27 protein-coding genes are annotated in these 22,663 nt (G+C 71.4%); 14 read left to right on the forward strand and 13 right to left on the reverse strand.

What is annotated here, in order from left to right; translation table 11 throughout:
- Positions 1-2: 2 nt before the first annotated feature.
- Entirely contained in the window at positions 3-995 is a 993-nt protein-coding gene (locus tag ACFCV8_RS05925) for an Lrp/AsnC family transcriptional regulator (protein WP_376684015.1), read from the reverse strand.
- Between the two features lie 317 nt (positions 996-1,312).
- Between ACFCV8_RS05925 and ACFCV8_RS05930 the strand changes: the two genes are divergently transcribed.
- On the forward strand, positions 1,313-2,929 hold the full coding sequence (locus ACFCV8_RS05930; protein ID WP_376684041.1) for an MFS transporter: 1,617 nt from the start codon (positions 1,313-1,315) through the stop codon (positions 2,927-2,929).
- On the opposite strand, the gene ACFCV8_RS05935 is transcribed toward ACFCV8_RS05930, so the two are convergent.
- The 7 genes from ACFCV8_RS05935 to ACFCV8_RS05965 all read right to left on the reverse strand — a co-directional run bounded on the left by ACFCV8_RS05935 (position 2,862) and on the right by ACFCV8_RS05965 (position 7,862).
- The gene (locus ACFCV8_RS05935; protein ID WP_376684016.1) at positions 2,862-3,353 is read right to left on the reverse strand and encodes a hypothetical protein; all 492 of its coding nucleotides are present in this window, start codon (positions 3,351-3,353) and stop codon (positions 2,862-2,864) included. The two genes, ACFCV8_RS05930 and ACFCV8_RS05935, sit on opposite strands and share 68 nt — an antisense overlap.
- 135 nt (positions 3,354-3,488) lie before the next feature.
- On the reverse strand, positions 3,489-4,073 hold the full coding sequence (locus ACFCV8_RS05940) for a GNAT family N-acetyltransferase (RefSeq protein ID WP_376684017.1): 585 nt from the start codon (positions 4,071-4,073) through the stop codon (positions 3,489-3,491).
- A 308-nt stretch (positions 4,074-4,381) separates the two neighbouring features.
- Positions 4,382-5,566: an SGNH/GDSL hydrolase family protein gene (locus ACFCV8_RS05945; protein ID WP_376684018.1), complete on the reverse strand. Its 1,185-nt coding sequence runs from the start codon at positions 5,564-5,566 to the stop codon at positions 4,382-4,384.
- A 145-nt stretch (positions 5,567-5,711) separates the two neighbouring features.
- Complete coding sequence (locus ACFCV8_RS05950; protein WP_376684019.1) at positions 5,712-6,416, reverse strand: SDR family oxidoreductase; 705 nt, start codon at positions 6,414-6,416, stop codon at positions 5,712-5,714.
- A gap of 87 nt (positions 6,417-6,503) precedes the next feature.
- Positions 6,504-6,725, reverse strand: a complete 222-nt coding sequence (locus ACFCV8_RS05955; RefSeq protein WP_376684020.1) for a DUF397 domain-containing protein — start codon at positions 6,723-6,725, stop codon at positions 6,504-6,506.
- 85 nt (positions 6,726-6,810) lie between these two features.
- Positions 6,811-7,023, reverse strand: coding sequence for a DUF397 domain-containing protein (locus ACFCV8_RS05960; RefSeq protein ID WP_376684021.1), 213 nt, complete (start codon positions 7,021-7,023; stop codon positions 6,811-6,813).
- On the reverse strand, positions 7,023-7,862 hold the full coding sequence (locus ACFCV8_RS05965; RefSeq protein ID WP_376684022.1) for a Scr1 family TA system antitoxin-like transcriptional regulator: 840 nt from the start codon (positions 7,860-7,862) through the stop codon (positions 7,023-7,025). Before ACFCV8_RS05965 ends, ACFCV8_RS05960 begins: the two co-directional genes overlap by 1 nt.
- Positions 7,863-7,975: 113 nt before the next feature.
- Between ACFCV8_RS05965 and ACFCV8_RS05970 the strand changes: the two genes are divergently transcribed.
- From ACFCV8_RS05970 to coaD, 4 genes are all read left to right on the forward strand, one after another.
- Positions 7,976-8,224 carry a hypothetical protein gene (locus tag ACFCV8_RS05970; protein ID WP_376684042.1) on the forward strand — a complete coding sequence of 83 codons (249 nt, stop codon included), beginning with the start codon at positions 7,976-7,978 and terminating at the stop codon, positions 8,222-8,224.
- Between the two features lie 44 nt (positions 8,225-8,268).
- On the forward strand, positions 8,269-8,634 hold the full coding sequence (locus ACFCV8_RS05975) for a hypothetical protein (protein ID WP_376684023.1): 366 nt from the start codon (positions 8,269-8,271) through the stop codon (positions 8,632-8,634).
- 522 nt (positions 8,635-9,156) lie between these two features.
- Positions 9,157-9,675, forward strand: coding sequence for a cupin domain-containing protein (locus tag ACFCV8_RS05980; RefSeq protein WP_376684024.1), 519 nt, complete (start codon positions 9,157-9,159; stop codon positions 9,673-9,675).
- A gap of 129 nt (positions 9,676-9,804) precedes the next feature.
- Complete coding sequence (gene coaD, locus ACFCV8_RS05985; protein WP_376684025.1) at positions 9,805-10,233, forward strand: pantetheine-phosphate adenylyltransferase; 429 nt, start codon at positions 9,805-9,807, stop codon at positions 10,231-10,233.
- A gap of 313 nt (positions 10,234-10,546) precedes the next feature.
- On the opposite strand, the gene ACFCV8_RS05990 is transcribed toward coaD, so the two are convergent.
- A complete protein-coding gene (locus ACFCV8_RS05990) occupies positions 10,547-11,101 on the reverse strand; it encodes a hypothetical protein (RefSeq protein WP_376684026.1) in 555 nt (184 codons plus the stop codon).
- A 306-nt stretch (positions 11,102-11,407) separates the two neighbouring features.
- Here ACFCV8_RS05990 and ACFCV8_RS05995 point away from each other — a divergent pair, with 306 nt between their 5' ends.
- The 8 genes from ACFCV8_RS05995 (at position 11,408) to ACFCV8_RS06030 (ending at position 16,324) form a co-directional block, all read left to right on the forward strand.
- Entirely contained in the window at positions 11,408-11,584 is a 177-nt protein-coding gene (locus ACFCV8_RS05995) for a hypothetical protein (RefSeq protein WP_376684027.1), read from the forward strand.
- Positions 11,581-11,799 (forward strand): hypothetical protein, encoded by a 219-nt coding sequence (locus tag ACFCV8_RS06000; protein WP_376684028.1) that lies wholly within the window; start codon positions 11,581-11,583, stop codon positions 11,797-11,799. The genes ACFCV8_RS05995 and ACFCV8_RS06000 overlap by 4 nt, the downstream gene beginning before the upstream one ends.
- Positions 11,800-11,832: 33 nt before the next feature.
- Entirely contained in the window at positions 11,833-12,126 is a 294-nt protein-coding gene (locus ACFCV8_RS06005; protein ID WP_376684029.1) for a DUF1330 domain-containing protein, read from the forward strand.
- A 520-nt stretch (positions 12,127-12,646) separates the two neighbouring features.
- Entirely contained in the window at positions 12,647-13,066 is a 420-nt protein-coding gene (locus ACFCV8_RS06010; protein ID WP_376684030.1) for a hypothetical protein, read from the forward strand.
- Positions 13,067-13,218: 152 nt separating this feature from the next.
- Entirely contained in the window at positions 13,219-13,809 is a 591-nt protein-coding gene (locus ACFCV8_RS06015) for a GrpB family protein (protein WP_376684031.1), read from the forward strand.
- Positions 13,810-13,940: 131 nt separating this feature from the next.
- Positions 13,941-14,837, forward strand: coding sequence for an aminoglycoside phosphotransferase family protein (locus tag ACFCV8_RS06020; protein WP_376684032.1), 897 nt, complete (start codon positions 13,941-13,943; stop codon positions 14,835-14,837).
- 191 nt (positions 14,838-15,028) lie between these two features.
- Positions 15,029-15,676 carry an HAD family hydrolase gene (locus tag ACFCV8_RS06025; RefSeq protein WP_376684033.1) on the forward strand — a complete coding sequence of 216 codons (648 nt, stop codon included), beginning with the start codon at positions 15,029-15,031 and terminating at the stop codon, positions 15,674-15,676.
- A 348-nt stretch (positions 15,677-16,024) separates the two neighbouring features.
- The gene (locus tag ACFCV8_RS06030) at positions 16,025-16,324 is read left to right on the forward strand and encodes a hypothetical protein (protein WP_376684034.1); all 300 of its coding nucleotides are present in this window, start codon (positions 16,025-16,027) and stop codon (positions 16,322-16,324) included.
- Positions 16,325-16,377: 53 nt separating this feature from the next.
- Here the strand turns inward: ACFCV8_RS06030 and ACFCV8_RS06035 are convergent, their stop codons facing one another.
- The 3 genes from ACFCV8_RS06035 to ACFCV8_RS06045 all read right to left on the reverse strand — a co-directional run bounded on the left by ACFCV8_RS06035 (position 16,378) and on the right by ACFCV8_RS06045 (position 20,030).
- Positions 16,378-17,979, reverse strand: coding sequence for an FAD-dependent monooxygenase (locus ACFCV8_RS06035; RefSeq protein WP_376684035.1), 1,602 nt, complete (start codon positions 17,977-17,979; stop codon positions 16,378-16,380).
- Positions 17,980-18,056: 77 nt separating this feature from the next.
- Positions 18,057-19,049, reverse strand: a complete 993-nt coding sequence (rarD, locus tag ACFCV8_RS06040) for an EamA family transporter RarD (RefSeq protein ID WP_376684036.1) — start codon at positions 19,047-19,049, stop codon at positions 18,057-18,059.
- Between the two features lie 120 nt (positions 19,050-19,169).
- On the reverse strand, positions 19,170-20,030 hold the full coding sequence (locus ACFCV8_RS06045; protein ID WP_376684037.1) for an SDR family oxidoreductase: 861 nt from the start codon (positions 20,028-20,030) through the stop codon (positions 19,170-19,172).
- A gap of 129 nt (positions 20,031-20,159) precedes the next feature.
- On the opposite strand from ACFCV8_RS06045, the gene ACFCV8_RS06050 reads away from it, so the two are divergent.
- Positions 20,160-20,534 (forward strand): winged helix-turn-helix transcriptional regulator, encoded by a 375-nt coding sequence (locus tag ACFCV8_RS06050; RefSeq protein WP_376684043.1) that lies wholly within the window; start codon positions 20,160-20,162, stop codon positions 20,532-20,534.
- A 94-nt stretch (positions 20,535-20,628) separates the two neighbouring features.
- Here ACFCV8_RS06050 and ACFCV8_RS06055 read toward each other — a convergent pair whose 3' ends face one another.
- Positions 20,629-22,584, reverse strand: coding sequence for an APC family permease (locus ACFCV8_RS06055; RefSeq protein WP_376684044.1), 1,956 nt, complete (start codon positions 22,582-22,584; stop codon positions 20,629-20,631).
- Positions 22,585-22,663: the final 79 nt, after the last annotated feature.

Raw genomic sequence — 22,663 nt, forward strand, 5'->3', positions numbered from 1 at the left:
CGTCAGGCGAGCGCGGGGTGGATCAGCCGGCCGTGCAGGACGAGCGAGGCGGCCAGCTTCAGACGGCGTACCCGCACGCTGATCTCGTACCCCCTGACCCCCTCCGTGCGGGCGAAACGGCCGCTGAGGTAGCGGTAGAAGTCCTCCGGGTCCTTGCAGATGACGACGGCCATGATGTTGTGCCTGCCGCTGATCGCCGCGGCGAAGGCGCACTCGGCGTGCCTGCTCAGCTCCTCGCCGACCGCCTGGAGCCGGGGCAGGTCGACCTGGAGCCAGAGAGTGGCGTTGAGCCCGTAGCCGAGGCGTTCGGGCACGGCGTCGACGTCGAAGACCAGGGAACCGGCCGCTTCGAGGGCCTCCAGCCGCCGGGCCACGCGCGGCGCGGACCAGCCGGTGGCCTCCGCGAGCCGGGTGTGGGAGGCGCGGCCGTCCTCCGCCAGCGCCTCGAGGAGCGGAAGGTCCTCGTCGGTCGCGGCGAGCGGGGGCCCGGTGGGGGCGGGACGCCCGGCGACCAGCTGCCGCACCTGCGCGTCGGTGAGGGCGCCGCCCCGCCCGGTCCAGCCGGCCGTTCCCGGGGCACCGAAGGGGTGCATCAGGAGGTCGACGCTCAGATCGAGGACCGACGCGGCCCGGGGGAGCTGCCGCAGCAGCACGTCGTCGCGGGCGGTCCCGGCCGGGGAGCGGACGATGCAGATGATCTCCGAACCGCCCGAGGCGATGCTCGTGTACGCGACCTCCGGCCTGCGGACCAGCGAGTCCGCGAGGGGCCCCACGGCGTCCGGGCGGCAGCGCATCCGCGCGACCCACTCGGACTGGCTGCGGGCGGCCGGACTGCTCAGCCCGACGACGCGCACGACCCCACCGCGCCGCAGGGCGTTGTAACGCCGGGCCACGGTCTGCTCGGACGCCCCGATGACCTCGCTGAGGCGCCGGAAGGAGACCCGGGGCGAGCAGCTCAGCCCATGGATGATTCTGCGGTCCAGATCGTCGGCCATGGAGGAATCCTCACATGAATGCCGCTCATGGCGGTTGTTTCACGACGTTCACCGGGATCGCTTGGGGATTCGGCGACGTCCGGGGCGAAGCTGGTCGGCGGCTCCGCGGGCGGACCGGCGCACCGCCGCGGTCCGCCCGGCCCGGGAGCGGGCGTACGCCGGACGGCGGCGCTCACACAGAGCGGCCGCTCTCGCGCGGAGCGAGCGCGCTCGCACGGAGCATGTGAAGGAACCACCGCGTGAATCGCGCAATACAGCAGGCCGGGCCGCCCGGCCCGGACGGGCAGGACCTGTCGGGGCGCCGTGTCACGCTCCTCATGGCCTGCCTGGGCGTCTTCGTCGCCTACCTCCCCGTCACGACCGTGTCGGTGAGCCTCCCGGCCATCCAGCGGGCGCTGGGCGCCTCCACCTCCCAGCTGTCCTGGGTGTCCGACGCGTTCGTCCTGCCGATGGCCGCCCTGATCCTGACCACCGGGGTGTGGGGCGACGTCCACGGCCGCAAGCGGGTGTTCCAGACGGGCATGGCCCTGTGCGCCCTGGGCGCGGCGGTCTCGCTGTCGGCGGACTCGGTGCAGTGGGTGTGGGCCGGGCAGGCGGCCTCCGGGCTGGGCGCGGCGGCGCTGCTGCCCACGACGCTGGCCCTGATCAGCCACGCGGTCCCCGATCCCCGGGAGCGCGGCAAGTACATCGGCCTGTGGGCGATGGCCCTGATGGGCTCGCTCGCCGTGGGCTCGCTGATCGCCGGGCTGCTGCTGGAGCACGTCGCGTGGCGGTGGATCTTCCTGCTGCCGGTGCCGGTCTCGCTGACGGTGATGGCCGTCGCGGCGTTCCGGCTGCCCGACTCGCGCGCCCCGCACGGCCGCCGGCTCGACTGGCCCGGCCAGATCACCGCGGCCGTCGCCGTGACCGCCGTCGTCTACGGCGTCATCGAGGGCGGCGCGGACGGCTTCGGCGAACCCGTCGTGGTGGCGGCCCTGGCGCTCGGCGTGGTCGCCGCCGTCGCCTTCGTCCTCGTGGAACGGCGCAGCGAGAGCCCGATGCTCGACCTGGACCTGTTCCGCAGCCCCGCCTTCACCGCCACCGCCCTGGTCGCCATGATCAGCTTCCTCGGGCTGATCGGCTTCTTCTTCGTGCTGAGCCTGTACTTCGGCATGGTGCAGCACCTGAGCACGTTCGACGCGGCGCTGCGGATGGTGCTGGTGGCCGGCACCTCCCTGGTGGCGAGCGCGCCCGTCGGGCGGCTGATGCACCGGGTCTCCGCCCGGGTCCTGATCACCTCGGGCCTGGTCGTCGCGGCGGGCGCGATGTTCTCGCTGACCGGCGTCGATGCCGACACCTCCTACGGCGCGGTCGCCTGGCGGCTGGTCCTGCTGGGCCTCGGCATGGGGGCCGTGCTGACCCCGATGACGGCCTCGGCGGTGTCCTCCGTACCGTTCCGCCTGGCCGGGATGGCCGCCGCCGGGAACAACGCCTTCCGCCAGGTCGGCGGCGCCCTCGGCCCCGCCGTGCTCGGCGCCCTGCTGACCACCCGGGCCCTGGACGCCCTGCCCGGCCGCCTCGCCGACGCGGGCGTACCGGCCGGGGCCTCCGACCGGGTCCTGGACACCGCCCGCGAGCAGGGACTCGGCGCGGTCGCCGGGCTCGACCTGGACGCCGCCACCGGACCGGCCCTGTCCGCCCTGGGCGACGCGTTCCTCGACGGCATGCGGCTGTGCATGATCGTGTCCGGCGCGCTCGCCCTGCTGGCCGCCCTCGCCTGCGCCCTGCTGCTGCGCCCGGCACCCGCGCCGGTGCCCCCGGCGGCCCGTGCCGGGAACGTGTCCGGGAACGTGTCCGGCGAGGTGTCCGACGAGGTGTCCGGCGGGCTCAGCCCCGGGGCGGGCCGGACTCGGCCCACTCCGGCACCCGCGGCGACGACAGGAATTTCTCCTTGAGCCCCACCGCCACCGCCAGCGCGATCATGCAGCCGATCGGAATCCCGAACAGCAGGACGAGGAACAGGAGCGGGTGCTCGCGGCTGTACGCGTCGCTGTTGAGCCCGAACACCGTGACGGGCCCGGCGACGACGAGAGGGATCACGATCCAGAAGAACAGATAGGTCTGGATCACCTCGCTCGCGCGGAGATCGGCCTCGCCCAGGAACACGTACTCCGTGGTGCTGGTCGAGGCCCCGCGCCCCGCGGAGGCCGAGACCGTCTCGCCCTCCTTGATGTAGTAGCGCCCGAGCGGCCGTATCGGCAGCATCAGCATGGTGAACCAGCGGGTGGCGAAACAGGCCCCCGCGGCATCCGGCTTGGTCTTGCCCAGCATCGTCCGGCCGAACCCGTTGAACGTCCCCAGGCGCGGTGCCGTTCTCATCGGCCTGACCTTGTCCGGCATCCTGCTCTTCCCCCCGGTCACGATGGCAACGCGGACCCGATCAGCATGCCATTCGCGTCCGGCCGGAAGCCGTCCTCGCCGCCCAAGCTTTCGCCAAGATCCCGCACGCCCGCGTCAGTTGACGCCGACGCGGGCGTGCAGGTGCATGTCGTGCCAGCCGTCCGCGTGCAGCAGGGCCCGGCGCCGTACTCCTTCCGGCGCGAAGCCCGTCCGCCCGGCGACACGGCAGGACGCGGCGTTCGCCGTCGAGTGGCCGAGCTCGATCCGGTGGAAGCCGGCCTCGTCGAACGCCCAGCGCGCCACCCGGTCCACCGCCCGGGAGCACACGCCCCTGCCGCGGGCCTCCGGGGCCGTCCAGTACGAGATCTCCGCCTGCCCGCCTGCCAGGACCAGGGACCGGAGGGAGACCTTCCCGAGGAGCCGGTCGTCGTCGACCGCGTCGGTCACGGCCCAGTGGCAGGCCGTCTCACGCTCCCAGTCGTCCCGCCACTGCTCGATCCACTCCCGGGCCTCGTCCTCGGAGTCCGCCCGGCGCAGATGCCAGCGCTGGATCGCCGGGTCCTGGAACACCCTGACGACGGCGGCAGCGTCGCCGGACCGCCACGGCCGCAGCACCCGACCACCCCCGACCGGCAGCGTGGGCCGGTCCATGGCGCGCAGGGAGCCGGCAGGGATGACGGGAGTCACGAGGAAGGCCATGGCCGCCATCATGCCGAGCGGCGGGACACATCGCCGTCGGGCGGCCTCGCCACTGACGGAACAGGCACTGACGGCCCCGCTGGCCACAGCCGCCCCCACCTCGACCGTCGCCGCCGTGCCGGCCGGCGGCGCCGACGTCTCCGGAACACGCCAAGTCCCCCCGAACGGCGGTCTGTCGCCCATCTCCGGATGGGCTTCCGACGCTGCGGAGGGACAGATGGCGGAACATTCCGGCGAACCCCCGGACCCGCCCCGGGCCGTCCCCGGCCGAATGCCGCGGTACGGGGCCTGCCGGGCGGCGGCCGGAGTTACTTCAGGGCGTCACGGACGGCGGCCTCGACCCGGGTGGCGATATCGGCCTGACCTGCGGCGTTGGGGTGCATGAGGGTGGCCCGCTCATTGTCGGAGCAGGTCAGGGTGACCAGGCCCAGCGCGGTCTCCTGCGGCCAGTACGAACCGCCCTCGCCACAGATTCCCTCCACCCACTTCTTGGCCCGGGGCTGGCAGGCGTCGTGGCCGACGCTGGGGGTGGCGATGTCGATGTAGGTGTCGCCGCTCAGCTTCGTGAGGGCCTTGATGATGGCGTTGAGGTGGGTGTTCACCTCGTTCAGCCACGCGATGTCCCCGTGGGTGACGGAGATCCGGCCGAGGCCCTGGACGTCGGCGGCCAGTTCGCTGGAGTCCTGGCGGTCGCAGGTGGCGGGGTCGGACGGCACGATCGTGGGATAGCCGACCGTGATGACCTTGGCCTTGGGGGCCCGCTTGTGCACGTCACGCAGCATGGCGGCGTAGTTCTGGGTGACCCGGTCGTACTTGTCCTGGATCGACTCGGGGTCGAAGACCGGGCCGTTCGCCTTGTAGGCGTCCCGGCAGGGGGAGGCCCCGTCCGACTGGCTGATCCCGCCGATCAGGCAGGACACGAACATCTTGCTGAACGGCAGGCTGTTGCCGCCGGCGCCGATCGTGACCACGTCGGTCTTCGAGCTCAGCGAGGCGCGGTAGACCTGGGGGGCCACGCTGGGCCAGCCGCCCTCGGGCGGCTGCACCGGGCTGACGGGGGTCTGCCGCGCGGTGGTGATCTCGTCGATGGTCGCGCCCCCGCAGCTGACGTCGGTCAGCTTCACCGTCCGGCCCTCCGGCGGGTGGGCGGTGAGCTTGCGCGCGACGAGGCTCGGGTACGAATCCGTCGTACGGTCGCACCCGTCACGCCCCGGGCTTCCCAGCGCCGGGCCCGGGTCACCGACGAACTCCCCGGTCGTGTACGAGTCCCCGAGCACCACCCACTGCGCGGGCGCGGGTGCGGGCTCGGGTGCGGGCTCGGACTCGTCCGCCGGAGCCGGAGCCGGAGCCGCGGTCGCGGCCGGGGCAGCCGAGGCGCCGGTCTGCGCGGCCGCCGCGAGCGCCAGCGCGGCCACCGCCCCCAGCGCGACCTTGCGTACGAAGCCCCCGCCCCGACCGGAACCGGCGGCTGGGGACGTCTTGAGGTGGAACACGTAGCCTCCTGGGGCAACATAAACAGTCGATTACGCATCGCACCCAAACAGTTACGTTTCACGTCCGTCCAGCTGGGCACTGATCATTCACCCCACCGGGTACACCGGTTTCGCGCCCTCCACGCCCTCCGGCCTGCGCCCTCCCCTACACGGGCTGGCCGATCGGCCTGACGATCACGGTGTTGATGTCGACGCCGCGCGGTTGACCGATGGCCCAGACGATCGTCTCGCCCAGCTGGTCCGCGGAGAGGAAGTCGCGGTCCGGCAGTCCGCCGGGGGCGTTGTCGAAGAAATGCGTCCGCGTCGCCCCCGGCGAGACGAGGGTGACGCCGATGCCCTCGGAGGTCACCATGCGCCGGGTGTTCTCCGCGATCCCGGTGACGGCCCACTTGGTCGCCCCGTAGATGTTGCCGGGTGTGTGGATGTGCCCGGCCACACTGCCCACGAGCACGATCCGGCCCTTGCTCGCGCGCAGCGCGGGCAGGGCGGCGCCGATGAGCAGCACGGGGCCGAGCACATTGGTCAGCACCATGTCCCGCCAGCCGTCCGGGTCGCCGTCGGGCAGCTCGTCGAAGGTCGCGTAACCCGCATTGGCGACAACCACGTCGAGCCGCCCGAACGCCGCCACCGTCGTCGTGACCGCCGTACGCACGGCCTCGTTCTCGGCGGCGTTCCCCGGCATCACCAACAGCTCCGCCGGATCACCGAGTTCGGCCGCGAACCGCCGCAACCGCTCCTCGCTGCGCCCGGTGACCGTGACCCGGTACCCGCGCTCCAGCAACTGCCGGGCCGTGGCGGCCCCGATCCCGCTGCTGCCACCGGTGATGAGTGCGACAGGAGAGTGCGACATGTGCGGGCCCCCGCTCGTGTGGTGAAGTCGGCAAGGGGATTGCAGCACTTGAAGCGCTCTCGAAGTCAACCACGTCGTTTCAGGGGCTCAGGCGGTGTCGAACTTCCCGGCCTTGACGCCCGCCACGAAGGAGGCGAAGGCGGCGGGGGAGGTGTGCAGCACGGGTCCGCCGGGGTTCTTGGAGTCGCGTACGGGGACGATGCCGGTGGTGAATGCCTGGGCCGGGGACCACTCGACGCAGGAACCGCCATTTCCGCTGTAGGAGGACTTGACCCAGCGGGGCGACGGGGCGTCGGCCGTGTTCGTCATGGATTCCCTCTCTCGAAACGTGAACGCCCCGCCGTGCAGAGCAGGGCGGGGCGGATTCGGGACACGTGCGCCGGTCGTTCGTCGGTCAGACGGTGCCGAACTCCCCGGCCTTGACGCCCGCCACGAAGCTGGCGAAGGCGGTGGGGGAGGCGTGCAGCACGGGGCCGCCGGGGTTCTTGGAGTCGCGTACGGGGACGATGCCGGTGGCGGATGCCTGGGCCGGGGACCACTCGACGCAGGTCCCGCCGTTGCCGCTGTACGAAGACTTGAGCCAGAGGGGAGAGGAGGAATCGGTCATCAGGGGGTGCCCTTTCGTGCCTCGTCGATCACGGCCACAGAAGCCGCCTGGGAGAGCGCCTCGGCCTGAAGCTGATGGTAGTACCTCACCAACGGCAGCACCGACGTCAATTCCCTGTCCAAGTACCCGTTGGTCTCGGACTCTACGTACGACATCACCGAGCGGTCGGGCAGGGTCAGCAGATTCACCTGGCGACCGAATGGCCGCCGCTCCCCCATAGCGTAAGGGGCCAACTGGAGCACGGTGTTCGACCGTTCGGCGAAATCGATCAGATGGGCCATCTGACGTTCCATGACGGCAGGGCCACCGATCACGCGGCGAATGCAGCTCTCGTCCAGCACGACGATCAACATGGGTGGGACCCGCCGGTTCAGGGTTGCCTGTCGGTCCAACAGCGCCTCGACCCGTTCGGCGGCCTGATCCGGAGTGATCGTTCCCCGTCTGACATTTCCCTCTTCCAGGACTGTCGCGTACTCCGGCGTTTGGAGCAGCCCAGGAATCACTCCGATGTCGAACAGACGGATCTCGGCCGCGCGGTTCTCCTGACCCAGGTACTCCGGGAAGCCCTCCAGCAGACTGCCGTTCCGCAGTTCTGCCCAGGCGCGTTCGAACGATTCGGCGGTACTGGTGAATCCGAAGACTGTATCCATGCTCCGCGAAAAGCGGAGCGTCGGCGGTTTGCGACCAGTTTCGATGGCCGAGATGTGCCTGCCCGAGTAGCCCGCCAGGTCGGCGAGTTCGTCCTGGGTCCAGCCACGCCCTTCGCGCGAACTGCGTAAGCGGGCGCCGTAGGCCGCTCGTGGGCTCGCTTCCGGGTTCAGCTGCTTGATGTTTACCAACGTGCCCTCCGATTTGGAAACGTTGAAGACGTCTCGACCCTAGGTCACTCTGAGGGCTCTTGGTAGTGGGACGACTACGGAGCGGAGTTGACGTGCGCGAGGATGACGGTGCTCTGAATGGCCAGGAATTCCCGGAGGACCCTGAAGTGCCTTCGCCGGGGGTGTTGTTCAGGGATGTGGGGCGTGGGGGTCGGGTGGGGGAGTTTTGTGGGGTGGTGGGGCCGTATTGGTCGTTGCGGCCGGTGGGGGGTGGGGTGGAGTGGGAGGTGGAGCCGGAGTGGGTGCGGGCGTTGACTCCGGGGGAGCGGTTGAGTGTGGAGAACGCGTTGCGGAATCTGCGGAGCAGCAGGGGTGGCGTGTGAGCGGGCGGGGGGAGCAGCCGGGTTATCGGTGTGAGGTGTTGGCGGTGGAGTTCTTCGGGGATACGGGGCGGATGGCTCGGTATGTGCTGGGGACGTTCGAGACGATCTCGCCGGTGCTGGCGGTGCGGTGGCTGGGTGGGCAGGCTTTGCGGATCGCGGAGTTGCTGAATGAGGATCCGGAGGGTGGGCCGCGGTTGGATCTGGAGGGGGCGGCGTGGGTGCAGCCGTTGCGGCGGTTGCCGGTGGGTTCGCCGCCGGGGCGTCCGGCGGAGCTGTGTGCGTGGTACGAGGACCGCAGGGGTCAGCGTGAGGCGCAGGCGCATGTCAGGAGCGGCAATCCGCTTCTCGTCGTCGTCCCGGACACCGACTGCACGTACACCCTCTCCGTACGCCCCAGCCAGAAGACGTGACACCCCACGGGGCGGTGATTCCTGGGCCGTCGGGCCTTCTCCCCGTCACGCTCGCTCCCGTTGGTCCGGCCGCCTCGGCACACCTCACGCCACCGTCGGCGAATCCGGGGCTGAGCGTGATGTCGGTCCTCATGACCCGTTGTGGTCGTGAGGACCGATGCTGCTGACGGATCACTCCCCACCCGCAGGCGCAACGGGAGGTGATCCGGCAAGCGCGGCCGGGGAAGGCACCCGGAGTGGAGAGAGCGGTACGCACACCGGGCTGGTGCCGAAAGCGCGATCCCTCAGGGAGTACGGGCCTTCGGCCTGCGGCGATGCCGCAACGCTTGCTGGACCGGCACTCCACGAGCCCGCACACGAACGTCACCCCCCCCCGGCAGTCCACGGACCACCACCCAGCCCTGCGGTACCTAGGTCCCCAGCCTTCGGTCCGGGCCAACACAGGACCATTCGCAGGACCGATGCCGCCTTCTGGAGGCGGAAGCCACCATGCTGGTGGAGACCTGCCAAGAGGAGCGCATCATGTCGTACCCGGAACACCTCGATTACCCGGAAGCCCGCTACCACGGCAACAAGGGCGAAGTGAACGCGGCCTTCCGCCCGGCCGACACCCCGCCGGACATCTCCTCACCCGGCGGCTCCACCCACTACCTCGCCACCAACGAGTCGACCGGCGGCGAGTTCGGCCTGTACAAGGTGGAGCTGGGCGCGCGGTCCGCCGGAGCCAAGACCCACTTCCACAAGGCCATGTCGGAGTCCTTCTACATCCTCTCCGGCGCACTGGAGCTCTACAACGGCGAGAAGTGGGTCACGGGCCGCGCGGGCGACTTCCTGTACGTACCGGTCGGCGGCCTCCACGCCTTCAAGAACGTGACCGACGAGCCCATGTCCATGCTCATGCTCTTCTCGCCCGGCGCCCCGCGCGAGGAATACTTCGAGCGGGTCGCGGACATGGCACAGCGCGGTGGCGAGGAACTCAAGCAGTTTCGCGCCCGGCACGACAGCTACTTCCTGGAAGACCTCGAACCCGGGAAGGAGTAGTCAGGGGCCGCTGCGGGACCGCCGCCCCGCCACGATGGCCACCACCGGGGCCCGTCCGGCCGTACGAGTTCGCCAACAGCCGTCCGCTTCACTGCCGGGGCGGCGGGGGGCTTGTTACGCTCTCCGGCCATGCGAGCCCTCTTTCCAGGATCCTTCGACCCGGTCACTCAAGGGCACGAGGACATACTCCGGCGTGCTGCCCGCCTGTTCGACGAGGTCGTCGTGTGCGTGATGTCCAATCCGAACAAGACCGGCCGTCTCCCCGTCGAGGAACGACTGGACCGGCTCCGCGCGGCAGCAGCCGGCTTGAGCAACGTCACGGTCGACTCCCATACCGGGGGCCTGCTGGTCGACTACTGCCGCCGGGGCGGATTCAAGGTCGTGATCCGCGGGGTCCGAGGCGTCAAGGACCTGGACTACGAGATGCCGATGGCTCGCATGAACCACGAACTGGCCGGAGTCGAAACGCTGTTCATCCCCGCGGAACCCGCGATGGCCCACATATCCTCCACGCTCGTCACCACGATGAACCGCCAGGACCCGGCCCCTGAACGATGACGCGACCGACTCCGCTTCCGGCAGCCGGGGCGGCCGAATCCGAGGGGCCGCGCTCCGCGTCGTGCGTCAGGGCGCTGTGGCGTATCCGGTGAAGCGTCCAGCGGTCCAGGTCCTCGATGCCGTTGGGCGAGGTGAGGCGAGGCGGTCGTCGGCGGGTAACCATCCCGCGCCGTGAGGGAGATCCGGTGGATCCGCGCGGAGGACCTCGCGACGCCCGTGCCAGTGAGGCACCGCTCGACCGCCGCGGTGTCCGGGAGCGAGATCAACTGCCCGGCGCCAACGGGCTGTACCCGATGGTTTGGGCGCGGCACCCTCAGCCGCGCCTGTTCGACGGGAGTTCGATGTCGTCCAAGGCGGCCCGAGCCGCCGAAGTGAAGCTGCCGAGGCGCTCGGAGACCATGGTCACCTCGACGGCGTGACGCTCGACGAAGTTGAGGTTGCGATCCGGGGAGCCCGCGGAATCCCGCCAGGCGAGGAGAGTCGTATGCATCGAGTGGAGCCCCAGGTGAACGCCGTGGGCGGCTTGTTCCACCGACTCGGGCCCCTCGACCGCGAGGCCGGCCCAGGCCGCCTGCACCAGAACCAACTGCTCTTGCGCGATCCGGAGCCGTCGATCGGCCTCCGCCACATCCGGGGCATCGCCCACCAGGGCTCGTGCGGCCGTCTTCAGAGCGCTGCGGGACTCGTTGGCCGGGGCGAGGAAGGTGCTGTACGCGTCTCGCCGCAGTTGTCTGCGCCACTGGGAGTGCTCGGCTTTGGCCTGTCCCTCCATCTGCCGCCGGGTCGACCCACTGGAGATCGCCGACGCCACGACCGTGCCGACAACGCCAACTGTCGCACCCAGTAGCGCCGCAAGTCCCTGGTCCATAGCGGTGATTATTCACGCTCGCGACCGCATACGGTCGCCGATGGGGCGGGCTTCACGGGGAACCGGCGGCAGTTGAATACGCGAGCCCGCCAATACCGAGGCCGGGCCCGGAGCTGGAAGACCCCGGCTTCCACGACGGCGTGCGCTCCGACTTCCGCGACCGCCTCGCCGAGGGCGACCGCGCCGACCGGCTGCCGAGCCCGGCGCCGCCCCCGATCCGGCGGGCCTGCCTGCTCAAGGGATGCGCCGCCCGCGCCGGTCGACCATTTCCATAAGCCATGAATGCAAAAACATTATGCTTTGGCCATGAGTCGTCAAGACACCGCTCCTGGCGTGTCCGCCGACATCGGGGCAGCCCTCTACGGCCTGGCCACCAGGTCCGCGAGGCGCCTGCCCCGGGACATGAGCCCGACGTCCGCCGCCACCCTGACCACCCTGGACCGGACCGGTCCGCGGTCGAGGGTGTCACCCAGCCCGCGATGACCGCCGCCCTGGTCGGAGTGATGGAGGAGCCAGGCCTGGTCGAGCGGCAGGGCGACGCGTCCGAATTCCTCGCCTCGGACACCGGCCCCGGCCACTTCTTCCCCGGCGACAGCGCCCGCACCACCGCTGCACTGGTCGGCATCGGCGCCATGACGATCACGTCGCTGACAAGCCTCGCTCCCGTCCGCCGACGCTCGTCCGAGATCAACCCGTAAGTCAAATGCACTCACCCCAACACTGGAGGTTCCATGCCCAAGGGCTACTGGGTCAGCGTCTACCGCACCATTTCGGACCCTGAGAAGCTGGCTGCCTACAACAAGCTGGCCCCTGCGGCCGTCAAGGCCGGTGGCGGCCGGGTCTTCTCCCGTGACGGCCGGATCGTGGTGCACGAAGCCGGAATCGCCGAGCGCACCATCCTGATCGAGTTCGACAGTTTCGAGCAGGCCGTCGCGGCGTACGAGAGCGCGGCCTACCAGGAGGCACTGGTCGCCCTGTCCGACGGCGTCGAGCGCGACTTCCGCATCGTCGAAGGCACCGACTGACCGAGGTCCGGGGGCATTGCGGTCGCCGAGCCGATCCACTGGGAGAACCAGGTGAAGGACTCGGCCCGTTACCGGTCGCCGCAGTCACCCGCCGGCGGGGCGGCAGCTGGTGCCCGCTCACGCCGGGGCTGTGCCGCGCGCCCTTGTGCGGACCCATTGCCGGCACCCATGACGAACGTGACGATCACGCAGCGGCCCAAGGGGGCGGTGGGCTCGGACTCGTTGCCGGACGGCGGGCCGAAGCGGCGCTACCGCTCCACCCGGTACGCGGCCCGGGCCACGGTCCCCGCCAGGGAACGCTCCGGCATCCTCGCCTCGGATCCCCTGCCCCAGTCCGCTTCGCCGAGGTCCGTGTCATGGCATGGCCTTCCTCGGGCGAGGGAGCCGGAAAGCCGGACGCACCGGGCGAACTAGTCATCAACTGCGGCCGGGGAGGCGGTAGTTCGGGCGTGCCGCTAGCCTCCCTGCCATGTCATCCCAAGGACGCAGCGCCGGAGCCGTCTTCTGCATCGTCTTGGCCATGCTCAGCATGGCCACAGCGGTGATCCTGTCGGCGGTCGCGCTGACCGCGACCTCCGAGGTGGCCGATGAGCCGCTGGGCGAATTCGGCTCCAAGATGAACCTCTTCGAGGACCCCGATTGCGAAACCAAGGCCGAAACCCCGCCTGATCAGCTGTTCATGAAGTGCTTCTCCGAGTACCAGTCGGCCATTCAGGAGGACGCGGCGCTCTGGGAGAGGGAGATCGAGGCGAGGCAGACGGACATCCAGGCGAAGGGAAACCTGGCGATCATCTTCGGCCTGCTCGGGGTGACCTTCGCGGTCTGCGCCGTGGTGTGCAGGAGGGACGGCCGGACCGAGCCGCAGCCCACCGGCACCTGGGCAACCCAGCCCGCCCCGGGCGGGGCAGACGGGTCCACCGAACCGAACGCGCACTCGTAGCCGCGTCACTGAGAACGGCCGACGCCGGGCTCGAACGCATCAGCTGTAGCCGCGGCCGTGGCCGGACCGGGACCTCTTCGGCCGTGTCCCGGCCGGTCACGCCGACCGGGGCGGCCGTCGAATTCCGGGCGGTGTACGTCCATGCTGTCGGCATGCCCTTTCCTGACGAGTCGGCTCCGGTGATCGTGGTGGACTACCAGCCGCAATGGGCGGTGGACTTCGAGAAGCTGGCCGGAACGCTCCGCGGCGCGCTCGGGGACCGGGCCCGCGCGGTCGATCACATCGGGTCCACCGCGGTGCCCGGCCTTGCCGCCAAGGACTGTGTGGACGTCCAAGTGCTCGTCGATGCCATCGACGAGGAACGACAGACCCGTCTCCTGGCCGCAGCGGGATTCCGCTGTCGGCCGGAGCCCTGGAACCGCGCGGAGGAATCGGGCGGGCAGCGCTGCCCGAAGCTGGTGTTCGCCCCGCCGGTCGGTGCACGGCGGTGCAATGTCCACCTACGGGAGGTGGACGGGCCCAATGCCCGGTTCGCCCTCCTGTTCCGTGACTACTTGCGCGCGGACGAAGACGCCCGCCGGACATGGGGTGCGTTCAAGAAGCGCCTGGCACTCAGCGTGCCGGACCTGCCCGACTACGGGCAGATCAAGGCCCCCGCCACGCAGCTGCTGATGGCCGCGGCCGAGCGTTGGGCCGCCGAGAACGGTTGGCAGGCCGCTTTGGGCCGGGCCGTCCGAAGCTGAGCCGTTCGCACTCCGCCGCCACTGCCGTGCGGGGCGTCGCACCCGGCCCGCATCACTCACCGACCCGCGTGTGTGCGGCGAGCGATGGAAAAACGGTGGACAGGGAACGCACACGCGGCACACTGCCCCGTATGGAACGACCGCTGCTGGATGTGGAGGGCGTCACCGAGCGATTGGTTCGCCGATTCGGCCCGCAGATCGCCGAATGGTGCGCCGATACGCCGAGCCTGATCGCACGGCTGACGTCCCGGTGGGGACTTTCGCTCGGGGAGCCCCTCCCGGACGGTGCCTCGTCGGTCGCGTTGCGGTGCCGCTGGCCCGACGGCACGCCCGCGGTACTGAAGATCAGTCCGGAGCGGGCCCTGCTGGTCGAGCAGGCCGGAATGCTGAGGTGGTTCGCCGCCTCGGGCCGGGTGCCCGCCGTGCTGGCCGCCGACGAGGACGCGGGCGCCATGGTGCTGGAGGAAGTCGTGCCCGGAACACCGGCGGAGGACATGCCGGCCGTTTCGCTCCCCGGACAGTGGGCGGATCTGCTCGCCGCGTTGCACGGGGTCGCTCCGCCGCCGCGGCCACCGCGTGTGCTGCGGGGCCGGTGCGAGGAGGCGTTCACCCGGGTCGGCAGACGGCTGTCCGAGCCCGCGATCAGTGCGCGGATGGACGTCACCGTATGGGACAGGGCCATCCGGCGGTGCGAGCGGCTGCTGGACACGGAAGCGGCAACCGTGCTGCTCCACGGCGACCTGCACCTGGGCAACGCGCTCGCCGGCGGCACGGAGCGCGGCCTGATGGCCATCGACCCGAAGGCATGTGTGGGTGACCCGTGCTTCGACGCCGTGGACTACGTCGTGGCCGGTGCCGGGCTGGAGGGTGTCGAGGACCGCTGCGCGCGAGTGGCGGCGGCGTGCGGGCTCGACGGCGACCGGCTCCGCGCCTGGAGCCAGGTGATTGCCCCGTTCGCGGCCATCGCCCACCTCGGCGGCGGTGGTGAGGAGCCGGTGATCGACGAGCTGCTCGCGTGGAGCCGGTGAGCACACCCGGCGTCCCCGATCGCCTTGTGCGACATGACAGTCGACCCGTGAAGTGTCACGTTTCTCCGCAGGGGGGTACCCCTCCGGCCGAACCACCGGACCGGTCCCGCGCCTTGACCCTGCCCCAGGGGAAGGGGTGACGGTGGATCCGCGGATCGCACCGGCGACCGGAGCGAAGAGGGAGGGCTCGCGTGGCGGAGACCTGCGTGATTCTGGACATCGGCGGCGTACTGGAGATGACGCCGGACACCGGGTGGGAGCGGAGATGGGAGGAGCGACTGGCGCTGCCGCCCGGCACGGTGCATGAGCGGATGCGGGACGTGTGGCGGGCCGGGAGCATCGGGAGCATCGGCGAACGAGAGGTGCACGAGCAGCTGGCCGTACGCCTGGGGCTCGACGCGTCCCGGACCGAAGCCCTCGTGGCCGACCTCTGGGCGGAGTACCTGGGAACGCCCAACGCGGAACTCATCGCCTACGTGCGGGGACTGTGGGGCACGTGCGGGATCGGCATCCTGAGCAACAGCTTTGTCGGGGCCCGGGAACGGGAAGCGGCGCTGTACCGCTTCGACGAACTCGTCGAGCACGCCGGGCACATCGTGTACTCGCACGAACTCGGCATCGAGAAGCCGGACCCGCGCGCCTTCGAGGCCGCGTGCGCCGCTCTGGGCGCGCGGCCGGAGAGCTGCCTGTTCATCGATGATGTCGCGGTGAATGTCGAGGCGGCCCGGGCGGTGGGCATGCGGGCCCACCTGTTCGAGGACAACGCCCGCACGATCGCCCGCGTAGAGGCCCATCTGGCTGCCCCCGCCCGGGCCGGGGGAGCCGTTCCGCCCGGGTGACCTCGGGCCACCGGGCCTCGGCCCGCATGCCGGGGGAGAGCGACGTGTGCGTGAGCGCGAGCCGGGCGGTTCGCCACGCCGCGCCCAGGAATGCGGTACCGGGCGCAATACGAAGGGTTCCGGTCAACCTCTCCTGCGCGCCCGGTCCGTTGCCGTGCCGGTTCGACCGCGCTCGTCACCGCGTACCGGTGGTGCCCACGCCGCTGGCGGAACGTTTCCTGGGTGGCGCGATCGCGCTCACTCGTCCGTCGGCGCGCCGCATGGACGAGGTGCGGCCGGACCAGGCTCCGGCGGGTGGCCGCAGCCGACAGCGGCCACGGCCAGGGCCCGAAACAGGAGGAACCCGCCATGAGCATGATCCAGACCGGGAAGCTGCAGCTGCGTACCGACGAGCCGCAGGCCAGGACGGGCGGCGACGTGTCCACGTTCACGCAGGTCAACTTCCCGACGCCGTTCCCCGCCGGATCCGAAGTGATCGTGGTGCCCATGACCCAGACGTTCAACGGTCCCGAGACGCCCGGCATCCGCATCGCCGACGTCACCGTGAACGGATTCAAGATCCGGTTCAACGAGGTCCGGATGGGCACGCAGGGCAGCGACGGCCGCCATGTCGAGGAGACGGTCGGCTGGATCGCCGGCACGACCTGAGCCGCGCGGCGGACCGCCCCGGCCCCGTCTCCCGCCGCCCCGCCCCGCCCCGCTCAGTGCGGGGTGGGTGTGCCGGTCAGGCCGTCCAGGTAGGCGGTGACCTCGTGGGCCGCGTCGGCCGGGGCGATCAGGGCCACGTGATTGTCCGGGCGGATCAGTACGAGCGTGCCGGGGGAGGCCGGGGACGGGGAGATGCCGTAGGCGGTGCGGGCGTGGGCGGCGTCGTCGGTCAGGTCGCGTACGGCGCCCGCGTCCACGCCGTACGCGCGGACCACCGGGCCGTATGCCGCCTCCGCCGCCCGGAGCGCGTCCGCCGTGCCGGGGCCGAAGCCCAGCAGCGTGAAGTGCGGGCCCGCGAAGGCGTCGAAGAGGCGGACCGGGCGGCCCGTCGCGGTGTCGCGGCACGGGGCGTCCGGGGCGCGGTCACCGGAACGCAGGCGGGGAGTCGAGCCGGCGCCCGCGAGCGACGACCAGGGGTAGCCGACGCCGAGACCGGCCGTCTCGCCGGTGATCGCCGTGTCCAGGCCGCCGCCCGGACGGCGGATCGCTTCGAGCGTCGCCCGGAGCCGTTCGGCGGTGAGGTCCAGGGTCCGGGCCGCCACCGGCAGCCGCTCCTCCTCGTACGTGTCCAGCAGACGCGGGTCCGCCCCGCCGTCCGCGACCAGGGCGAGCTTCCAGCCCAGGTTGAACGCGTCCTGGATGCCGGTGTTCATGCCCAGCCCGCCCGCGATGGAGTGGACGTGCGCGGCGTCCCCGGCGAGCAGCACCCGCCCCACCCGGTAGCGGCCGGCCAGCCGCTCGTTGACCCGGTACGAGGACAGCAGCGTGGCCCCGGTCAGGCGGCCGGCCGGGAGCCGGGCGTGCTTGGCGAACAACCGCCGGAAACTCTCCAGGGACGGGGGCACGGGCGCGCCCGCCGCGTCCCGCTCGGGCCCCGCCTGGAACCACCAGCCCGCCCGCGTACCCGGGATCGGGCAGAGCATCACGGCACCGTCCTCGTCGAACCACTGGTGCCAGATGCCCCGGTCCAGGCCCTCCACCTCCACGTCCCCGCAGACCATCGCCTGCTCCGGGGTGGTCGTCCCCTCGAACGGGACCCCGATCAGCTTCCGTACCCGGCTGTGGGCGCCGTCGCAGCCCACCACGTACCGCGCGCCGATGCTCCGGCCGTCCGCGAGGGCGACGGTCACCAGGCCGTCCGCCTCCGACAGCCCGACCGCCTCCGCGCCCAGCTCCACCCGCACACCGAACTCCGCGAGGCGCTCCCGGAGGATCTCCTCCAGCCGCCACTGGGCGATCAGGTGGCCATGGGCGTACGGGGCGTCGGGCGTCGGACGCAGGGACGCGGCCGGGTCGGCGTCGGCGACCGGCACCCCGTCCCGGTACTTGCGCATCGGCAGCGGCGCCGAACCCGCGGCCAGGACCCGGTCGGCGACACCCAGGTCCGCCAGCACCTCCAGGGACCGGGGGTTCGGGCCCTTCGCCCGGGAACTGCGCGGGAACCCGGGCGACCGGTCGATGATCCGCACGTCCACCGAACGGCGCGCCAGATCGCAGGCGAGCGTCAGGCCGGTCGGCCCCGAACCGACGATCAGCGCGGAGACGGGAGACGCGGGGACGGGAGATGCGGGGACGGGAGGTACGGAGGCGGGCATGCGGGCTCCTCGGTTGCGGTTCCGTGGAGGACCAGGGAAGCGCAACCGAGTTAAAAATGCAACCGGGTAACGTTAAATTAGGGCTGGGTGGAGGGGGCGGGCTCCTCGGGGGCCGGGAGGGGGGCCGGGTGAGGGCGTGCGCCCTCCCGTGCCGCCGCCTCCCGTGCCGCGCGCACCTGCGCCCGGGTCCGCCGTGCCGTCCGGAACGCGTCCCAGGTCAGCAGGGACAGTGCCAGCCACACCAGGCCGAAGCCGGCCCACCGCTCCGGCGGCATCGCCTCGTGGAAGTAGACGATGCCGAGGGCGAACTGGAAGACCGGCGCCAGGTACTGCAGCAGGCCCAGGGTGGAGAGCGGCACCCGGATCGCCGCCGCCCCGAACAGGATCAGCGGAACGGCCGTGACGAGCCCCGCCGAGACCAGCAGCGCCGAGTGGCCGGTCCCCTCGGACGCGAAGGTCGACTCGCCCCGGGCGCCCAGCCACAGCAGATAGCCGAGCGCGGGCAGGAACATCACGGCGGTCTCGGCAGTGAGCGACTCCAGGCCGCCCATGTTGATCTTCTTCTTCATCAGGCCGTAGGTCGCGAAGGAGAACGCCAGGGTCAGTGAGATCCACGGCGGACGCCCGTAGCCGATCGCCAGCACCAGCACCGCCGCGAAGCCCGTGCCGACCGCTACCCACTGCACCGGGCGCAGCCGCTCGCCGAGGAAGAGGACGCCCATGGCGATGGTGACCAGCGGGTTGATGAAGTAGCCGAGCGACGACTCCACCACGTGCCCGTTGTTCACGGACCAGATGTACAGGCCCCAGTTGACCGTGATGGTCGCGGCGGCCACTGCGACCAGGCCGAGCTTGCGCGGCTGCCGCACCAGCTCGCCGATCCAGGACCAGCGGCGCAGCACCAGCAGGGCGAGGAGGACGAAGCCGAGGGACCAGGCCATGCGGTGGGCGAGGATCTCGATCGCGCCGGCGGGCTTCAGCAGCGGCCAGAAGAGCGGGACGAGACCCCACAGGGCGTAGGCGCCGAAGCCGGACAGGAGACCCGCCCGCTGTTCATTGATCCCCTTCACGGGCCCTCCAGGCGTATCTGTGTCACCGCACGAAGGTAGCGCCGCGAAGAGCCCGGTGTCATACCCGTATCGGGATACGGTCATGACACACGGGGCTCCTGGGGGGCGGGGAAACCCGCGTTACGCGCGGGCCGCCGCGGCGGCCACCGTCTCGGCGAGCGGAGTCGTCGGACGGCCGATCAGGCGGGCCAGGTCGCCGCTGGTGGTGGCGAGCCGCCCGCGCCCGATCGCCTCGTCGACGTCCACCAGGATCGCCGCGAAGGGCTCGGGCACCCCGGCGCCGGTCAGGATCTCCTGGTGCGCGGCGGCCGGGACGTCGCGGTACTCGATCTCCTTGCCGGTGGCGGCCGAGACGACGGCCGCGTACTCGGCGAGCGACCAGGCGACGTCGCCGCTCAGCTCGTAGGCCGCACCGAGGTGGCCCTCGCCGGTCAGTACCGCGGCGGCCGCGGCGGCGTAGTCGGCCCGGGTGGCGGATGCGATCCGCCCGTCACCGGCGTTGGCGACGACGGCGCCGTGCGCCAGGACCAGGGGCAGGTTGGCCGTGTAGTTCTCGGTGTACCAGCCGTTGCGCAGGAAGGTGTACGGCAGGCCGGATTCGAGGATCAGTCGCTCGGTGGCCCGGTGCTCGTCGGCCAGCCGGAAATCGGCGTCGGGCCCGCCCAGGATGCCGGTGTACGCGAACTGGGCCACACCCGCCGTCCGGGCCGCGTCGATGACTGCGGCGTGCTGCGGCACCCGCCTGCCGACCTCGCTGCCGGAGATGAGCAGGACCCGGTCCCCGGCCCGGAAGGCGTCCTTCAGGGACTCCGGCCGGTCGTAGTCGGCGACGCGGATCCCGACGCCCCGGGCGGCCAGCGGGGCCGCCTTCTCCTCGTCACGGACGACGGCGACGATCTCGCTCGCGTCCACGGTGGCCAGCAGTTCCTCGACGACCAGACGGCCGAGTGCTCCGGTGGCTCCGGCTACGACGATGCTCATGGGTGGTTCCTCCTGGGGGTACGCGGGCCGGGGTTCGATCCACCGGCCCGTACCGCTCACCGTAGGACGTGTACTAACTATTCGTAAGTACCCACTTGCAAGTAAGGTACTGGTGTGAATGTAAGTGGAATGGATCCGCGCCCCGATGTGAACCGGCCGCTGTGTCCCTCCCGGCCGGTGCTCGAACATGTCACCAGCCGCTGGGGCGTGCTGGTCCTGGCCGCCCTGCTGGAGCGCTCGTACCGGTTCAGCGAGCTGCGCCGGGAGGTGGGCGGGGTCAGCGAGAAGATGCTGGCCCAGACCCTCCAGACCCTGGAGCGCGACGGATTCGTGCACCGGGACGCCAAGCCGGTGATCCCGCCGCGGGTCGACTACGCGCTCACCGAACTGGGCCGGGAGGCCGCCGAGCAGGTGTGGGCGCTGGCACGCTGGGCCGAACGCAGCGTGGGCGCGGTGCAGGAGGCGCGCGCGGCGTACGACGAACGCAAGGCACACGCCTCGTAGCCCCTGCTCGCGCCTCGCGGCACCCGGGTACGCCTCGGAGCAGCCGCGCGCGCTGCGCGGCATCCGCTCCCGGCCGCTCCCGGCCGCGCCCCGGTCAGTCCGAGTCCGGGTCGCGTCCCTCCTCCAGGGCCCGCAGCGCGCGCGAGACGTCGAACGGCAGGATCGTCACCGCCACGTGCGGCAGCTGTCCCAGCGCCTTCGCCATCTGCTCGCCGGTGCCCCGGTGCAGCATCTTGCCGAGCATGTTGGTGTACATCCGGCGCGGCACCAGGACCGTCAGCGCGGTGTGGTCGTCCTCGGTGGTCCGGGCGGCCAGCTCCTTCATCGCGTGGCGCAGCCGCCGGTCCGGGCACGCCACCAGGTCGAGGGGGACAGAGGTGGCGGCGGTCGCCTCCCAGCGGGCGGCCAGCCGCCTGCCGTGCGCCTCGTCGATCGCGAAGTGCACGGCCCGGATCTCGTCCGGGCGCAGCTCGTGCGCGTACCGCAGTGCCTTGAGCGTCGCCAGGTCGAGGGTCTCGACCAGGACGAAGACCAGGTGGCGCCGGTCGCGGGGGCGGTCGGCGCCCGGTGCCTGGATGGCCTGGAGCGCGGCGGCCTCGTGCCGGTACTCGCGGTTGATCCGGGTCAGCCCCCACACGCCGAGCGGGAAGATCACCACGACCAGCCAGGCGCCCTCGGTGAACTTGGTGACCGCGAAGATCAGCACCACGGCGGCCGAGATCGCCGACGCGAGCGCGTTCACCCCGATCTTGATCCGGCGGTGCCGTTCGCGGCGCCGCAGGTGGTACGCGGTGAGACCGGCCCCGGCCATGGTGAACGCGGTGAACACACCGATCGCGTACAGCGCCACCAGCCGGTCCACACTGGCCCCGGTGGCCAGCAGCAGGGCCAGTGAGACCACGGCCAGCGAGATGATGCCGTTGGAGAACGCGAGCCGGTGCCCGCGCCGGGTCAGCACCCTCGGCAGGAACCGGTCCTCGGCCACGAAACTGGCGAGGAACGGGAAGCCGGTGAACGGCGTGTTGGCGCCGGTGTACAGGACCAGCGCGGTCGCCAGCTGCACGAAGACCAGCCCGGCCGTGCCGAGCGGCCCGCCGCCGAAGGCGAAGTGCGCCTCCTGCGCGATGACCGTCGGGGTCCCGTCGGCGTACGGGACGGCGTGGGTGAAGTGGGCCATCGTGGAGACGCCGAGGACCAGGACGCCCAGCACGCAGCTCATCGTGATCAGGGTGCGGCGGGCGTTGCGGCCCTGCGGCTCGCGGAAGGCGGAGATCCCGTTGGAGATCGCTTCGAGGCCGGTGAGCGAGGAGCCCCCGTTGGCGAAGGAGCGCAGCACGATGAAGAGCGAGGCCCCGTAGAGCCAGCCGTCGCCCGGAGTGCCGATCGGTACGACGCCGGGGGCGTGCAGGTCGGCGCGCGGGAGCTCGCCGGTGATCCCGCGCACCGCGGCGACGGCGAGCACCAGCCCGACCGCGGCCATGAACAGATAGGCGGGCAGCGCGAACGCCCGGCCCGCCTCGCGGATGCCGCGCAGGTTCCCGTACGCGAGCAGCACGATCACGCCGACGGAGACGGGGAGCTGGAGGTGGTCGAGGCCGGTGAAGCCGTTCCCGGCCAGATGGGCGAGCGAGATCAGCGCGTTGGTGCCGGCCGAGACCTGGACGGCGACGGTCACGATGTAGTCGACGAGCAGGGCGACGGCGGCGATCTGCGCGACGTTCGGCCCGAAGTTCTCCCGCGCGACGACGTACGAACCGCCCGCCCGGGTGTAGATCATGACGACATCGCTGTAACAGAGCGTCAGGAGCAGCAGCACCAGCAGGATCGCGCCGGTCACCGGCATCAGCAGGGTGAACGCCGCGGCACCGATCACCGGCACCAGGACCCGGAGCATCTCCTCGGAGCCGTACGCGGACGAACTGACGCAGTCGGAGGCGAGCACCCCGAGCGCCGTCCGGTTGTCGAGCTTCTCCTCACTGATGCGCTCGGTGGTGAGCGGTCTGCCGAGCAGCAGCCGCTTGATGCGGTACGCGGGACGGTCCAGGGTCATGGCCACATCGTGCGCGGCGACCGGCCGAAGCCCGGGGACGCCGTCGCCGGACGGGCCGAAGTTCAGCCCGTCCGACGAC

This window comes from Streptomyces sp. NPDC056347 (genome assembly GCF_042262625.1).
GTDB lineage: Bacteria > Actinomycetota > Actinomycetes > Streptomycetales > Streptomycetaceae > Streptomyces.